Below are 16,372 nucleotides of genomic sequence, written 5' to 3'. Positions count from 1 at the left end.
AAAAAGTGATGGTTTTTTAGTTCAATCTATAATTGTGTAACCTTTCAATCGATAAGGCGAAGAACCCGGTAAATGGTAAAAATAAAAACGCGGAAAGTACATTGAATAAAATGGAAACGTGTGCAAGTTGAACGTCCGGGAAAGAGGTTAAGCTTGCTGCAAATGAGCCGAACAATCCAATTAATGGAAAGAATAGGATAACACCTATGATGTTGATCCAAACGTGCGCATAGGCGGCAAGTTTTGCTTCCTTGGTGCTACCTATACTAGCCATTAACGCCGTAATACATGTGCCAACATTTGAACCATACAAAATAGCAATAGCCGCGGGTAGGGAAAGGAGATCCTGATTAATAAATCCCATTGTAATTCCTGTCGTGGCTGAACTTGATTGAATAAGAGCAGTAAGTATCGTTCCAATGCCAATTCCATATAGCAAACTGGAATTTGTTTCGTAAATCACATGTTCAAAAAAGGAAAGGGTAGATAAAGGGAGGGCTAGCGCTTCGAGTCCATGCATCGATACAAAAATACAGCCTAGCCCAAAGCATACAGTTCCTATACTAAAACTGATCTGATGGCGCATTTGAAGCAATATAAACCCGGTAAGTAATAACGGTAATACTAGGTTTTCTGGATTAAGCGTCATTAATTCTGCAGTTAGTGTTGTGCCGATATTTGTACCGAGAATAATGCCGATGGACTGTCTAAATGTAAGTAGCCTAGCCGCAATTAAACTGATGGTTAGGACCATAACGGCAGAGCTACTTTGTAAGATCGCAGTGACAAGTGCTCCTGTTAGTAAACCACGAACTGGTGTAGAAGAGGCAAGATAAAGCCACTTCTGTAACTTTGAAGTAGAGATCGAATTTAATCCAATACGAAGTATGGTCATTCCAAAAAGAAAGATACTTATAAAGACGATAAAAGAGGCGAGATATGGACTCATTTTTAATAAATTCTCCTTTCCGTTATAAAGTTTATGGACAAGATTCCATCTACATGCTCCTTATTTTTTGACTAAGGGTATTTCCGTTTAATATGGAAACAAGTGAGCCTTCTCTTTTAAAAATTGGAAAGAAGTTTTAAAAAGAAATTTAATCAAAGAAATGTTGATAAAACGGACGGGATGTATTATAATTGCAGGTGACATGTCTTTGATAGAAAGTCATGTGTTATGATTGTGTATGTTTTGGAGGGAGGGATAGAGATGGCGGAAACTCGCGTGCGTAAGAACGAGTCGATCGATGATGCTCTGCGTCGCTTCAAGAGAACGGTTTCTAAGGAAGGCACTTTGGCTGAAGTTAAGAAGCGCAAGCACTATGAAAAGCCAAGTGTAAAGCGTAAAAAGAAATCTGAGGCAGCAAGGAAAAAGCGTAAGTTCTAAGAGAGGGTGTTAGGTCAGTGAGTCTAAATGACCGTTTAACAGCAGATATGAAAGTAGCGATGAAGAACAAAGAGAAACACAAACTATCTGTTATTCGGATGGTGAAATCTTCACTTCAAAATGAGTCCATTAAGTTGGGTCATGAACTAACTGAAGAGGAAGAACTTACCGTTCTCACTCGCGAAGTCAAGCAACGCAAAGACTCCCTCCTTGAATTTGAAAAAGCTGGTCGAAGTGATCTTGTGCAGAATCTCGATGAAGAGCTGTCGATTTTATCTGTCTACCTGCCGAAACAACTCTCTGAAGATGAAGTTGAACAGATTGTTCAGGAAGTGATTTCTGAAACTGGAGCTTCTTCTAAGAAAGATATGGGTAAGGTAATGGGTGCGCTTATGCCTCGTGTCAAAGGCAAAGCGGACGGCGGACTTGTTAATCGTCTTGTACAAAAGAACTTATCATAAAGTGATACTTTCAACTTAGGAGATAACGTATTTCCTTAAGGTGACTAGTTGAAACAATCGGACCTTAAGGTGAAGATGATTTTTCTTTTTTACAGAAAAGGAAATGAAAAAACTTCACCTTAAGAGTGGGATAAATATGATGAAGCGCAAACACGTCCTGTATGAACAGGGCGTGTTTTTCTATATAAAATGCGTTTCGTACGAATTTCATTTCAATAATTGAAGCGTATTTTTATTCATAAGCTAGTAATTGGTAACTTAATTTGTCATACTAAACTTAATTATTTTACATAAGACTGAAACTTTATGTTGGCCTCATCCGTATATTTAAATAGTTGGAGGGAGGGATCACAATCATAAAAAATACAATGCGTTTCTTTGTATCTGTTTGCTTCATGGTGATGGTTATTCTTCCGTTTGCAGGAAATATTGTATTAAGTAAGGGCGATGGCGATCTTGTTACATTCATTCCTGTTGAACAAGAAGTGGAACGTGGATTAGAGGCCTTTCTAAAGCGATCAATTCAAGATGCGGAGGATCAGGGCACTGATCATATTGTATTAGAAATTAATACACCAGGTGGAGCAGTAAATGCTGCTGACAACATCGCTAAAATTATGAAAGGGTCAGATGTTCCAATCACAGCCTATGTTTCCAATCGTGCCCTTTCAGCAGGCGCTTACATTGCTTTAAATGCTGATCAAATCATTATGGAACCCGGTGCTTTAATGGGTTCTGCTGCTATTATTGACCAGGCAGGAAATGCAGCTGATAAAAAAGCGGAGTCTTTTTGGCACGCTGCAATGAAATCGGCTGCAGAGCTCAATGATCGCGATCCGAAATATGCATTAGCTATGGCTGATCCAGACGTTGACCTACCGGATTATAACGCTCCAAAAGGAGAACTGCTTACACTTGGTGACCAGGAAGCAGTAAAGGTGGGATACGCAGAAGGGATAGCGGAGGATCGTACCGAATTACTTAGCATGCTTGATCTTGAAGATGCCAAAATTAATGATGCTGAAGTGAGTATTGCAGAAAGGATTGCACGATTCGTAACAAATCCAATTATTATCCCGATTTTATTATCAATTGGAAGCCTAGGTCTAGTATTGGAACTGTATTCGCCTGGATTTGGTGTACCAGGATTTATGGGAGCAGGTGCTTTACTTCTCTTTTTCTTTGGTCATATGATTGCCGGATTTGCTGGATGGGAATCCTTACTTTTATTAATAATAGGCGTTGTACTCATTGTGGTAGAAGTGTTTGTTCCTGGTTTTGGGATATTCGGTATTCTTGGTGTAGTTGGGGTAGTTGCAAGTATCGTTCTTGCTTCAGGGCAGTCCATGCAATACGTCTTATTAGCGATTCTAATCGCAGTTGCAGTTACAGTTGGAGGTTCCTACCTGTTTATTCGGATCTTCGGCTATCAAGGTTTCTTCAAAAAAATCATTCTTTCTGATTCTACAAAAACAGAATTAGGGTATGTTTCGAATGCTACTCGAAATGAGTTGATTGGTATGGAGGGCACCGCTGTTACACCGCTAAGACCATCCGGTATTGCAGATTTTGGAGATGAGCGAATGGATGTTGTGACAGAAGGTGGTTATTTACCATCTGGCACAAAAGTGAAAATTGTGAAAACCAATGGCTCTAGAGTCGTTGTAAGAGCAAGTAAATAAGGGGTAACAGGGAGGAAAATAATGGACACTAGTACATTAGGATTATTGGTAATTGTAGGGTTAGTGATTATCGGCTTAGCTATACTCTTTACGTTTGTACCTGTCATGTTGTGGATATCAGCACTAGCAGCGGGAGTTCGTGTGAGTATATTTAACCTAGTAGGTATGAGGCTTCGTCGCGTAATTCCATCGCGCGTGATCAACCCGTTAATTAAAGCAGTAAAAGCAGGTCTTGAATTAAATACAAATCAATTAGAAAGTCATTATTTGGCTGGCGGTAACGTTGACCGGGTTGTAAATGCGCTAATAGCAGCGCATCGAGCTAATATTGAACTTAGCTTTGAACGCTGTGCGGCAATTGATCTTGCAGGTCGAGATGTTTTAGATGCTGTGCAAATGAGTGTAAATCCTAAAGTGATCGAAACACCATTTATCGCAGGTGTTGCAATGGATGGTATTGAAGTAAAAGCAAAAGCAAGAATTACCGTACGTGCCAACATCGATCGTCTTGTAGGGGGTGCTGGTGAAGATACTGTCATTGCTCGTGTAGGTGAGGGTATTGTAAGTACGATTGGTTCCTCTGAAAATCACAAGAAAGTTCTTGAAAATCCTGATATGATTTCTCACACGGTTTTGTCAAAAGGACTGGATGCAGGGACAGCATTTGAAATTCTATCTATTGATATTGCGGATATTGATATCGGTAAAAATATTGGTGCGGTGCTACAAACGGATCAGGCTGAGGCAGATAAGAATATTGCGCAGGCAAAAGCAGAAGAACGTCGCGCGATGGCAGTGGCACAAGAACAAGAAATGAGAGCTCGCGTAGAAGAAATGCGTGCAAAAGTTGTGGAGGCAGAGGCAGAAGTACCAATGGCAATGGCTGAAGCACTTCGTTCTGGTAACATCGGTGTGATGGATTATATGAATCTCAAGAATATTGAAGCGGATACGGATATGAGAGACATGATCGGTAAGCCGAATCAGGAAGAAGATGAGGATGATCGCTAAATTTTTTATTACCTTCTGTTCGGGTGGTGAAAGTATTGGATAATCTGATTGAGTTGCTTCTTAATAATATTGTATTTGTTATTATCGCCATTGGAGGAATTGTTAGTTTCTTTAAGCGAATGGGAAATGAAGAAGATCAAAATAAGAAGCCCTCTCAAACGCGTCGTCACGCAGGAGAAGGGAATAAGCAGCAATCTGAATCTGTAAGCTCTGAAAATCATACCGAAGAAAGCCATGGGAACAATGCTGATAGGGTTAGTGCATACCAAGAGGCGTTGGAGCGAATATCTGATCGTGATAAACCAAAGTATGATTTGAAAGTTCAGAGATCTGTTCGGAAACAAAGGAATCAGAAACATCGAAGCTTATCTTTAAGTAAAAACGATGTACGAAATGGTGTGCTTTGGTCAGAGATTCTGGGCCCACCAAGATCTAAGAAGCCCCATCCTTTCAATAACAGTGCAAGATTTCAAAGAAGGTAATAGTGTTTTTAACAGGCTAAAAGGTGAATCCTTTATAGCCTGTTTTTTTATGTCATTTTATAGCATGTACCGATAAATAATGATCATTGAGTAATGGTTAATCTGTGAAATGAAAGGCATACTACCTATAATGACCTGAAGATGCTTTTAACAAGGATGTAATTAGATGGATTTCTTTTTTAAACTACAAATTCCGCAATTTACAAAACCTTTACATTCGATTCATATGGAGTTAAAAATCTTCGGTTAGTATTGTATTTGTGAGTTGGTCAAGCCAGCTGATAATAATTTCAGAATAAATGGGGGTTACAAAGAAATGAAGAAGTTCAAAAGCTTAGCAATTATGTTTACTTTCGTTTTAGTAATGGGAGTACTTGCTGCTTGTGGCGGCGGAAATGATAATTCTTCTAACGGTAACGGTGGCGAAGAAGGATCATCAGAAGCTGTATCAGGTTCTATTATCGTAGGTGGATCAAGTGCACTTCAACCTCTAGCAGCAGCTGCAGTTGAACAATTCCAACAAAATAACCCAGATGCTCAAATCGACGTTCAGGGTGGCGGTAGCGGTACTGGCCTTTCTGAAGTTGCAGCTGGTAATTTCGATATTGGTAATGCGGACTACTTCGCTGAATCCAAAGAAGGTATTGAAGCAAGTGAGCTTGTAGATCACAAAGTAGCAGTTGTAGGTATGACTGCAGCAGTAAATGCTGAAGCTGGCGTTACTGACATTTCTAAAGAAGACCTTATTAAAGTATTTACTGGTGAAGTGACTAACTGGAAAGATGTTGGCGGAGAAGATATGGAAATTCAACTTGTTAACCGTCCTGATGGTTCTGGTACTCGTGCAACATTCAATGAATTTGGTCTAGATGGTGCTACTCCAGCTGAAGGTATTACTGAAGATTCTTCAAACACTGTTAAAAAAATCGTTAACGATACTCCAGGGGCTGTAGGTTATCTTGCTTTCTCTTACTTTGATGACTCAGATTCAAATGTAAAGAAAATGGCTATTGATGGCGTTGAAGCAACTGATGAAAACGTAAAAACAGGTGACTTCCCAATTTGGGCGTACGAGCACATGTATACAAAAGGTGAGCCAGAAGGTCTTGAAAAAGCATTCCTTGATTACATGATGAGCGACGAAATTCAAACTTCACTTGTACCTGAACAAGGCTACATCGCTGCAAGCGAAATGAAGGTTGAACGCGACGCTGAAGGTAATCAATCAGATCTTTAAGAAAATAGCATTAAGTTTTAAATAGGAAACATTAATAGGGTTGGCTCTGTATCCTGGTTCTAAAAAACCAGTGTGGGGGTCAGCCCGTTTCCCATGATAAATAGGAGGATCGCTATGTCTAACAGTAATTATTCTTCAACCTCCAGCTCAACTCATCGACTTATCAAAAATAAGAATGGGTCAGTTAAAAGAAATGAGTTAAGAGGGAAAGTTGTAGTCTATTCTTGCGCAGTTTTAATTATTATCGCTACGATCGCAATCACGTTGTTTTTAACAATAAAAGGGCTACAATCCTTTATTGTAAATGGCGTGAATGTAGGTGAGTTTTTAACAGGTTTAACGTGGAGTCCTTCAGGAGAAGGTGACGTCGCTTATGGCGCATTTCCATTTATATTCGGATCTTTCTCGGTAACATTCCTTGCTGCTTTATTTGCTGCTCCCCTTGGAATTGGTAGTGCGATTTTTATGACAGAGATTGCGAAAACATGGGGTCAAAAAGTATTACAACCCGTTATTGAAATATTAGTAGGTATTCCTTCGGTTGTTTATGGGCTTATAGGGTTAACCGTTATTGTTCCGCTGATTAGAGAGCACTCCAGTGGAATAGGCTTTAGTTTATTAGCAGGCATGATTGTTGTAGGTGTCATGATTCTACCTACTGTCACAAGTATCTCTGCAGATGCACTAAAATCTATCCCACAGGATATTAAAGATGCATCGTACGGTTTGGGCGCAACAAGGTGGCAAACGATCTATAAAGTGATTCTACCAGCGGCAATGCCATCCCTTGCTACAGCTGTTGTGCTTGGAATGGCGAGAGCGTTTGGTGAAGCTTTAGCTGTACAAATGGTAATTGGTAACTCGAAAGCCTTACCTGAATCGATTACAGATCAGGCAGCAACATTAACATCAATTATCACCCTAAGCATGGGACATACAACCTATGGTAGCTTACACAATAATCTACTATGGTCCTTAGGATTGATTTTACTAGTAATGTCTTATGTATTTATTATTATTATCCGTTTTATATCCTCAAGGAGGAAAGTTTAAATGAACAGGCGTATAAGTAATAACATTGCAACTTCAGTATTTATCTTATGTGCTGTCGTTATGATAGCAACTCTAGTCTATTTATTAGGCTATATCCTTACGAATGGTTTTGCGGAAATAGATTGGTCATTTCTAAGCTCAAATTCTAGTTCATTTCAGGAAGGCGGAGGAATTAAGAATCAGCTGTGGAATTCATTTTATATTCTAATGATGACAATGCTATTTTCTGTGCCACTTGGTGTTCTCGGCGGGATCTATTTAGCAGAATATTCTAAGCCAGGTAAAATTACAAATGTGATCAGAACGAGTGTAGAGGTTCTTTCTTCTCTTCCTTCAATAGTAGTAGGTATGTTTGGTTTACTCGTATTTGTACAGTACATGGGGTTAGGTTACTCCATTATTGCTGGTGCTCTAGCATTAACCGTTTTTAATTTACCAGTTATTGTCCGTGTAACAGAGGACTCGATTCGTTCGATTCCACTTAAACAAAAAAATGCAAGTTTGGCTTTAGGTATCACGCACTGGCACACTGTCAAAACGGTTCTAGTACCAGCGGCCTTTCCAGGAATTTTGACTGGTGTTATCCTTTCAGCAGGACGAGTATTTGGGGAAGCAGCTGCACTATTATTCACAGCTGGTCTTTCAACACCAAATTTAAATTTTACAAATTGGAATCCATTTGAATCGACATCTCCGCTTAATCCATTTCGTTCAGCAGAAACGCTGTCTGTTCACATTTGGAAAGTGAACTCGCAGGGGATCATGCCAGATGTTCTTGAGATTGCAAATGGATCCGCGGCAGTTTTAATTATTTTTGTATTAATATTTAATTTATCAGCAAGAATTATTGGCGGAGTTATTTTCGCTAAAATTTCTGGTAAAAAATAGGAGTTGAAGCGTCGTGCAAGCAAGCGATCTAGGTAAAGAGAAGAAGGAAGCAAATTCCGTTTCCCCTTTAATGGATATTAAAAATCTAAGTGTTTTTTATGGAGATAAAGAAGCAGTTAAAAACGTTTCAATGCCGATTGAAGGAAATAAAGTGACTGCTTTTATTGGTCCTTCTGGTTGTGGTAAATCGACTTTATTAAGAACGATTAATCGGATGAATGATCAAATTGATAGTGCTCATTACAAAGGCGAAATCATGTATGATGGCGTTAATCTTTTAGATAAAAAAATCGATGTCGTCTCTTTAAGAAAAGAAATTGGGATGGTTTTTCAGGAACCCAATCCATTCCCTAAACCGATTATTACAAACTTAACTCATGCTCTAAAGTTTTATCGTACTAAAAAGAGCGAGATACAGGGGATTGTGGAGACGGCTTTAAAACAAGCGGCTTTATGGGATGAAGTGAAAAATCGTTTAAATAGCTCTGCACAGTCCTTATCAGGTGGACAACAACAACGGTTGTGTATTGCAAGAGCCCTTGCATTGAAGCCACAGGTGCTTTTATTAGATGAACCAACGTCTGCTCTAGATCCTATTTCTAGTGCGAAAGTAGAAGACTTGATTATTGAATTAAAACAGCATTATACGATTGCAATTGTGACTCATAATATGGAACAGGCTGCTAGAATTTCTGATTACACTACTTTTATGTACAACGGAGAATTAATTGAGTATGGTGAAACTTCTCAGTTATTCACAAATCCTAAAGAACAAAGAACGGAAGAATATTTAACAGGGAAATTTAGCTGAATCGGGAATAGTATCATTATTAAATTCAAAAAGAATGCAATCATTGCGTTAATTATATAAGCAATTGGAAAAAATTCTTATGAAAATGTAAAGGAATGAAATCATATGGGGAATTATTCTTATGAGGTCGAGAATTTAAATCTCTGGTATGGAGATAACCAGGCACTATTTGAAGTGAGTATGAAGATTCCTTATCGTGAAGTGACGGCTATTATTGGACCTTCAGGGTGTGGAAAATCAACATTTCTTAAAATGCTTAATCGAATGGTGGAAATGATCCCTAAAGTAAGAGTCTCTGGAACAATAAAATATAATGGTAATAATATATTAGAAAATTATCGAGCGGAAGAGCTAAGAACAAATGTAGGAATGGTCTTTCAACATCCCAATCCATTTCCAAAATCTATTTATGAGAATGTGATTTATGGAGTGCGAATTCAAGGTATCAGAAATAAGAAAAAGTTGGATGAAATAGTGGAAAAGAGTTTGAAGCAAGCCGCTATTTGGGATGAAGTAAAGGATCGTTTGCATACAAGCGCAACCGGTTTGTCAGGTGGACAACAGCAACGTATATGTATAGCTCGTGCGCTAGCTGTAGAGCCTGATGTTATTTTAATGGATGAGCCTACGTCTGCTCTTGATCCAATCTCAACTCTAAAAGTAGAAGAATTAATCCATGATTTAAAGGACAAATACACGATTGTTGTCGTGACGCACAACATGCAGCAGGCTTCAAGGATTTCTGATCAAACAGCCTTCTTTTTAAATGGTGATCTTGTGGAATTTGATAAAACGGATAAGATCTTCTCTAATCCAATGGACAAACGAACAGAAGATTACATTAGTGGTAAATTCGGTTAATAGGAGGAATTAGAGATGACGACAAGACGTTTCTTTACAGAGGAATTAAATGAATTACAGGTGAAAATCGCAGAATTAGCAGAAGATACCAAGGACGTTTTAAAGAAATCCGTTGATGCGCTATTTGAAAAAGATATCGATTCGGCCCAGTCTATTATAGATAATGATCACTTTTTTAATCAAAAAGAGCAAATGATCAATGAAACAGCCATGATCTTAATTGCGAAACAGCAGCCTGTAGCAACTGATTTACGACGATTGATTATTGCAATTAAAATTTCAGCAGATTTAGAAAGAATGGCTGATCATGCTAAAAATATTGCGAAATCGACAAAACGATTAGGTGCTCATCATAATATCACGATCAATCCTGAAATAAGAGAAATGGCGAATCTTGCTATGGGTATGGTGGATATTGCGAAAAAAGCCTACGAAACAGAGGACATTTCACTAGCGAAAGAATTGGCTTCAAATGATGATAAGATTGATGAGAAATATGGTGAAGTGACGAGAGAGCTATTAGAAGAAACAGCTAATAATCCTCAGCAAATTCAACATATTATGCAAATGGCCTTTACCTCGAGATATATCGAACGATATGCAGATCACATTACGAATATTGGTGAAAGCATCTTCTATTTAGTTAAGGGTGTTTCGTACGATTTAAATGACTAAATGAAAGAGGTTACTCCCCTGTCAGAAATTTCTGGCGGGGATTTTTGTGTTTAAACTATCTTTTATCTTCCAAACATTTCACGGATTTGTTCTTTCATGTAAGAGGGATAGTTTTGTGGTTTCGGTCATAAAGATTAGAGGAGAGGGGGGAGTATCCATGGCAAAATGGAAGCACAATCTAAAAGGTTGGTTAACGAGGAGATTAGAGCTTCCTGCAGATGCGGTCATGGATTTGCCGCGGATCACAATGGTTGGGCAACTGCATATCTACATAGAGAACCATCAAGGTGTACTCAAATTCTCTAATGATGAAGTTCGCCTTCTTCTTAAAAATGGCCAATTGGTTATTAGAGGAGAGGATTTTATGTTGAAAACCATCCTTCCCGAGGAAATCTTACTTGAAGGTAAAATTGAACATGTTTCCTACTTAGATAAACCTAAAAACTGATAAAAGCCTTACGATATTCTCGGGCTGACTATACGGGAGGCTGTTATGAAGGAATATATTAAAGAACTCTTTTCTGGATATGTAAGAATCAAAGTAGTCGGATCGTATACCGAACTTTTCATTAATCGTTGTATTGAATATCACATTCCGATTTGGGACATCTCACGTGTGAACAATGACACAATTCTTTTATCTCTCTACACGGGTGACATTAAACGAATCAGACCGCATTTAAAGAGGACAAGATGTAAAGTTCGCATTACTGCTCGAAAAGGGTTTCCGTTTTTAGTGAAAAAAGTGGTCTATTCTAGAGGGTTCTTGAGTGGGGTCATCAGCTGTATTTTGCTCATATTGATCTTATCGAACATGGTATGGTCGATCACCGTGAATGGTGCTACACCTGAAGTGGAGCATAAGTTAAAGCAAGTAGCTGAAGAACTTGGAGTAAAAAGAGGAGAGTTTATATTTCAGTTGCCAACCAACCAGGAGCTACAGCAGAAAATGACTGAGAGTCTTGAAGAAATTACATGGGTAGGTGTGAAAAGGAGTGGTTCGACCTATCACTTTGAGGTCGTTCAAAAGCAATTGCCTGAAAAACAACCACCCTTAAATGCAAGGCATATCGTTGCGGATAAAAAAGCGATCATTACTAAAATTTATGTTGAGGAAGGCCAGGTACAAGTAAAAGAAAATGATTATGTTAAACCAGGTCAACTCCTTATTTCGGGATTTATTGGAAAAGAAGATAAAAGTGAGCTCGTGCCTGCAAGAGGAGAAGTTTTTGGGAAAACATGGTATGTAACAGATGTATCCATCCCTTTAAAATCAACTTTTGAAACAAATACTGGTGAAAAAGAAGCGAAATATTCGTTTGGTATTTTTGGATTTCACCTCCCAGTATGGGGGTTTTCAAAACCGGAGTTTTCTCAATATGAAACAATCGTTCAGGAAACGAATTTACGCTTCTTAAAATGGGAAATGCCTCTGTCCTTTCAAACAAAAGAGCTCCTTGAAACCAAAGAAGTAACAAGAGAGTATACCGAAAAGGAAGCGCTTTTGGCAGCTAGTCAGGTTAGTAGAGAAGATATTTTAAGTAAAACATCCGAAAATGCAGAAATTAAAGAGGAAAAGATTTTGCACCATGAGGTAGAGAATGGTAAAGTAAACGTAAAGATACACTATGAAATTATAGAAGAGATTGGGAAAAACATACCGATTATTCAAGGAGATTGAGGTCTATTGTCAGAATCATATGTTGATCTTACATTACAGCTAGAAAATTCTAATGAGGCTCAGAGCTTATTTGGCCCTGGCGATGAGCATTTGAAGATAATCGAGGAAGCACTTGAAGTGTCACTTGTGACTCGTGGAGAAGGCATATCTGTCAGAGGGAATGAAGAAGATGTTACGATGGTAAAAGAAGTCGTGCATACTCTTCACACGCTTATTAAACGAGGAGCGAGTATCTCTGGAAGGGACGTTGTTTACGCGTGCCAATTAGTGCAACAGGGTATGCTTGACCAACTTCTAGAGCTTTATCAAGAAGAAATCACTACAAATGCGAAGGGAAAGCCGATTAAGGTGAAGACACTTGGTCAGCGCCATTATGTATCGGCAATGAAGAAAACTGACTTGGTGTTTGGTATTGGACCTGCTGGAACCGGAAAAACGTATCTTGCAGTGGTTATGGCCGTAACAGCACTGAAGTATAATCAAGTGAAGAAAATTGTTCTTACTCGTCCAGCAGTTGAAGCTGGAGAAAGTTTAGGCTTTCTGCCAGGAGATTTAAAAGAAAAGGTTGATCCTTATTTACGTCCTTTGTATGATGCCTTACATGACGTACTAGGTGTGGAACAAACTACGCGTCTTATTGAAAGAGGTACGATTGAAATTGCTCCGCTTGCTTATATGCGAGGTCGTACGCTAGACGACAGCTATGTTATTTTAGATGAAGCTCAAAATACAACATCTCAGCAAATGAAAATGTTCTTAACACGATTAGGTTTTGGTTCAAAAATGATTATTACTGGTGATATTACACAGATTGACCTACCAAAAGGGAAAGAATCTGGTCTAGCAGCAGCAGAAAAAATCCTTAAACGAGTCAAAGATGTTTCATTTATTTACCTTCAGCAGACTGATGTTGTCCGGCATCCACTCGTTCAACGCATTATTGATGCATATGAACATGAAACGAAATAAGGTAGAAAGGTCCGTTTGAAAACGGGCCTTTTTTGAGCCTTATCTCTTAACTTGGCCTTACTCGATAGAAGCTGAAGCGTGTTTAAAAGAAGTAGGCACGATGGAGGTACTTCTTAAAAGATTGTGCTCCATTTATTAGGGAATTCTGATAAAATATGAAGAAGAGTAGTAAAGGCCAGAACTTATGAGGTGAAGGAAGCTATGATTGCGAAGATTAAGCACCTGCTGCAGAATAATCTCCGTAATATCGAACGAATTAAAATGATCAAGTGGTCGCTTTATAGTTTGGTAGCGCTTATTTTTTATTTAACGATGCTTTCCAATGTAATACCAGAGTCACTGAATGTTTCCCTTTATTCTAGAGCGGATCATGATATCGCTTCACCAATCACGATCGAAAATAAAACAGCTACTGAAGATGAGCGGTCAAAGGCTGCACAAATTGATGCGAAATATGTCTACCGTGATCAAGTTTCTCAGTCTCAGTTTGATAAATTGAATGATTTGTTTTCTGGAATTGAGAAGGTAAAGAAAAATGAACCAGAGAAAAAAACCACTCAAGAAAAAGTGTCAGAACTCAAATCAATCATCTCAGTTTCAATGTCCGACGAACTTTCCGAGGATACTTTGAAGCCGTTAATTGAGGCGGAACCTTCACAAATTAGTTTAATAAAGGAACTAACGTTATCGGAAGTAATGGAGGTTATGACAGATCGAGTATCAATTGATAATTTAGAGCAATCTAAATCGGATGTTGAAGATCGATTGTCTCTCACATCGCTCCCTACTGACCAAAAGAAAGCTATGATTACCGTAGCACAGCAAAGTATTGTACCAAATTACTTTCTTGATCCAGAACAAACAGAACAAAGTCGTCAAGAAGCGATTGAAGCTGTTCAGCCTGTCATGATACGCGAAGGCCAAATCATCGTAGAAGAAGGCGCAATGATTAACCGGGAAGTAATGGAACAACTTCGGCTTGCGGGGTTACTTGATGAAGGATTCGATGCTGTTCCGTATGTAGGTTTAGCCCTTCTTGTGTTGCTACTCACAGGATATTTGTATTATTTCTTTCAAGATGTTAAATCACGCGTGCGTTCTTCAAATACAAATCTACTTATCCTTGTTTTAATCTACTTTAGCACACTTATGGTGCTAAAGTTATCAAGCTTATTACAAGGCATAGAGGTTCCTGGAATAGCTTATATCGTTCCGGCAGCCGTAGGTTCCATGCTGATTAAAATGCTTTTTAACGAACAATTAGCCATTGCTTCAAGTATCCTCTTTGGTGTTTGTGCTGGCGTGTTTTTCAATGGTGAAATTTCTGGACCGATGAATGCTTCGCTTGGATTCTATGTATTGATGAGTTCGCTATCAGGCGTATTTTTCCTTGGTAAAAGAAATCATCGATCCAATATTCTTAAAGCAGGCTTACTTGTTTCATTAATAAACATAGTCACTGTGGCTATATTATTAATGTTAAAGAACGGACAATATAGTGGCATCGAACTTAGCTATCACTTTGTTTTTGCCTTTTCATCTGGATTTCTATCTTCAATGTTAACGCTGGGATTAATGCCGTTCTTTGAAGCTGGCTTCCGCATTATTTCGACTACAAGGTTAATTGAGTTATCAAATCCTAATCATCCCTTACTTAGAAAAATTCTCGTAGAGACGCCTGGCACGTATCATCATAGTGTCATGGTTGCCAATTTGTCGGAAGCAGCCTGTGAATCCATAGGAGCGAATGGTCTACTAGCGAGAGTCGGTGCTTATTATCATGATATAGGAAAAACAAAACGACCTCACTTCTTTATTGAAAATCAAATGAATATGGAAAATCCACATGATAAAATTTCACCACATTTAAGTAAAACAATCATTGTTTCCCATGCATCTGATGGAGCTGAGATGCTGAGGATGCATCGTTTGCCAAAAGAAATTGTAGATATTGCTGAACAGCATCATGGTACGACGCTTCTAAAATATTTTTATTACAAAGCAAATGAACAAGTGAGTCAGCCGGTTTCAGAGAAGGAATTTCGCTATCCTGGTCCAAGAGCCCAGACGAAGGAAGCAGCCGTTGTAGGTATTGCAGATTGCATTGAAGCAGCCGTCAGATCGATGACGAAACCAAATCCAGAAACCATTGAATCACTTGTAAGAAAAATCATTACGGAAAGATTAGAAGACGGTCAATTTGATGAATGTGACTTATCGCTTAAAGAGCTTGATATCGTTGCAAAAACGATTCTTGAAACGTTAAACGGCATTTTTCACAGTCGAATCGAATATCCGACAGAAATAAAAAAGAAGGTGACTTCATGAATTTAACAATCGATTTTATTGACGAAACAGAAACACTAACACAAGAGCAATTCGAAATGCTTAAAAAATTATTAAGCTATGCAGCAAAGGAAGAAGGGGTTGAAGCAGGAAGCGAAGTGTCCATTATGTTTGTGAATAATGAGCGAATCACGGAGATTAATCGTGATTATCGTGGGAAAGATCAGCCTACTGATGTTATTTCCTTTGCACTTGATGATGAAGAAGAAGGTGATGATCCGATCGTATTTGATGAACAGATCCCCCACCTACTTGGAGAAATTGTCATTTCTGTCCCGAAAATAAAAGAGCAGGCTGCTGATTATGGGCATAGTTTTGAACGCGAACTCGGGTTTTTATGTGTTCATGGGTTCCTCCATTTACTTGGTTATGACCATATGACAGAAGAAGATGAGAAAGAAATGTTCGGTAAACAAAAAGTGCTACTAGAGCAATATGGCCTCACGAGATAAACGTTCCCGTCACATCCGGTTTTTACGAAGTTTTCTCTATGCGTCGCAAGGATTTCGTTACTTAATAAAAAATGAACAAAACTTTCTTTTCCATCTATTAGCAGGTACTGCGGTCATTATAGCAGGGGTCATATTGGATTTATCAGCCATTAAAATGTGTTTATTGCTAATCGTAATCGGTATTATGTTAAGTTTGGAAGCCCTAAATACGGGCATTGAACGAACGATTGATTTAATTACGGAAAAAGAACACCCTATAGCGAAAGTGGCAAAAGATGTTTCCGCTGCAGCTGTCTTTCTTTTTGCAATTATTTCAGTTATAATCGGTTTCCTTCTGTTTTTTGAACCGATTGCACAGATGTTTCAGTCATAAGGA

Annotated in this window: 18 protein-coding genes; 17 read left to right on the top strand and 1 reads right to left on the bottom strand. The window is 38.6% G+C overall.

From position 1 onward, the window contains the following. Positions 1-16: 16 nt before the first annotated feature. On the bottom strand, positions 17-949 hold the full coding sequence (locus tag PQ511_RS05070; RefSeq protein WP_273850842.1) for a Na/Pi symporter: 933 nt from the start codon (positions 947-949) through the stop codon (positions 17-19). 261 nt (positions 950-1,210) lie between these two features. On the opposite strand from PQ511_RS05070, the gene rpsU reads away from it, so the two are divergent. The 17 genes from rpsU (at position 1,211) to PQ511_RS04985 (ending at position 16,369) form a co-directional block, all read left to right on the top strand. Next, complete coding sequence (gene rpsU / locus PQ511_RS05065) at positions 1,211-1,387, top strand: 30S ribosomal protein S21 (protein ID WP_224593651.1); 177 nt, start codon at positions 1,211-1,213, stop codon at positions 1,385-1,387. 17 nt (positions 1,388-1,404) lie between these two features. Beyond that, complete coding sequence (locus PQ511_RS05060; protein WP_273850841.1) at positions 1,405-1,848, top strand: GatB/YqeY domain-containing protein; 444 nt, start codon at positions 1,405-1,407, stop codon at positions 1,846-1,848. 395 nt (positions 1,849-2,243) lie between these two features. Continuing rightward, positions 2,244-3,530 (top strand): NfeD family protein, encoded by a 1,287-nt coding sequence (locus PQ511_RS05055; protein WP_273850840.1) that lies wholly within the window; start codon positions 2,244-2,246, stop codon positions 3,528-3,530. A gap of 21 nt (positions 3,531-3,551) precedes the next feature. Then, on the top strand, positions 3,552-4,541 hold the full coding sequence (gene floA / locus PQ511_RS05050) for a flotillin-like protein FloA (protein ID WP_098444295.1): 990 nt from the start codon (positions 3,552-3,554) through the stop codon (positions 4,539-4,541). Positions 4,542-4,576: 35 nt separating this feature from the next. After that, positions 4,577-5,023: a YqfB family membrane protein gene (locus tag PQ511_RS05045; RefSeq protein WP_273850839.1), complete on the top strand. Its 447-nt coding sequence runs from the start codon at positions 4,577-4,579 to the stop codon at positions 5,021-5,023. 316 nt (positions 5,024-5,339) lie between these two features. Then, a complete protein-coding gene (locus PQ511_RS05040; protein ID WP_273850838.1) occupies positions 5,340-6,260 on the top strand; it encodes a phosphate ABC transporter substrate-binding protein PstS family protein in 921 nt (306 codons plus the stop codon). Between the two features lie 114 nt (positions 6,261-6,374). Further along, the gene (gene pstC / locus PQ511_RS05035) at positions 6,375-7,313 is read left to right on the top strand and encodes a phosphate ABC transporter permease subunit PstC (protein ID WP_273850837.1); all 939 of its coding nucleotides are present in this window, start codon (positions 6,375-6,377) and stop codon (positions 7,311-7,313) included. Then, positions 7,314-8,201 (top strand): phosphate ABC transporter permease PstA, encoded by an 888-nt coding sequence (gene pstA, locus PQ511_RS05030; RefSeq protein ID WP_224593673.1) that lies wholly within the window; start codon positions 7,314-7,316, stop codon positions 8,199-8,201. Positions 8,202-8,271: 70 nt separating this feature from the next. Then, a complete protein-coding gene (pstB, locus tag PQ511_RS05025) occupies positions 8,272-9,012 on the top strand; it encodes a phosphate ABC transporter ATP-binding protein PstB (protein ID WP_273851136.1) in 741 nt (246 codons plus the stop codon). A gap of 105 nt (positions 9,013-9,117) precedes the next feature. Further along, complete coding sequence (gene pstB, locus PQ511_RS05020; RefSeq protein ID WP_273850836.1) at positions 9,118-9,873, top strand: phosphate ABC transporter ATP-binding protein PstB; 756 nt, start codon at positions 9,118-9,120, stop codon at positions 9,871-9,873. 15 nt (positions 9,874-9,888) lie between these two features. Next, the gene (phoU, locus tag PQ511_RS05015) at positions 9,889-10,548 is read left to right on the top strand and encodes a phosphate signaling complex protein PhoU (RefSeq protein WP_273850835.1); all 660 of its coding nucleotides are present in this window, start codon (positions 9,889-9,891) and stop codon (positions 10,546-10,548) included. Positions 10,549-10,705: 157 nt separating this feature from the next. Continuing rightward, positions 10,706-10,996, top strand: a complete 291-nt coding sequence (gene yqfC / locus PQ511_RS05010) for a sporulation protein YqfC (protein WP_273850834.1) — start codon at positions 10,706-10,708, stop codon at positions 10,994-10,996. 45 nt (positions 10,997-11,041) lie between these two features. Further along, positions 11,042-12,229, top strand: a complete 1,188-nt coding sequence (yqfD, locus tag PQ511_RS05005; protein WP_273850833.1) for a sporulation protein YqfD — start codon at positions 11,042-11,044, stop codon at positions 12,227-12,229. 6 nt (positions 12,230-12,235) lie between these two features. Next, positions 12,236-13,198 (top strand): PhoH family protein, encoded by a 963-nt coding sequence (locus tag PQ511_RS05000; RefSeq protein ID WP_273850832.1) that lies wholly within the window; start codon positions 12,236-12,238, stop codon positions 13,196-13,198. 201 nt (positions 13,199-13,399) lie between these two features. Then, a complete protein-coding gene (locus tag PQ511_RS04995) occupies positions 13,400-15,526 on the top strand; it encodes an HD family phosphohydrolase (RefSeq protein WP_273850831.1) in 2,127 nt (708 codons plus the stop codon). Further along, entirely contained in the window at positions 15,523-15,996 is a 474-nt protein-coding gene (gene ybeY, locus PQ511_RS04990; protein ID WP_273850830.1) for an rRNA maturation RNase YbeY, read from the top strand. The genes PQ511_RS04995 and ybeY overlap by 4 nt, the downstream gene beginning before the upstream one ends. Beyond that, positions 15,980-16,369, top strand: coding sequence for a diacylglycerol kinase family protein (locus PQ511_RS04985; protein ID WP_273850829.1), 390 nt, complete (start codon positions 15,980-15,982; stop codon positions 16,367-16,369). The genes ybeY and PQ511_RS04985 overlap by 17 nt, the downstream gene beginning before the upstream one ends. Positions 16,370-16,372 lie beyond the last annotated feature (3 nt).

This window comes from Guptibacillus spartinae (assembly GCF_028610625.1).
Classification (GTDB): Bacteria; Bacillota; Bacilli; order Bacillales; family Guptibacillaceae; genus Guptibacillus; species Guptibacillus spartinae.
Note: the sequence above shows the minus strand (reverse complement) of the source record. Positions and strands in the feature narration are given on the sequence as shown.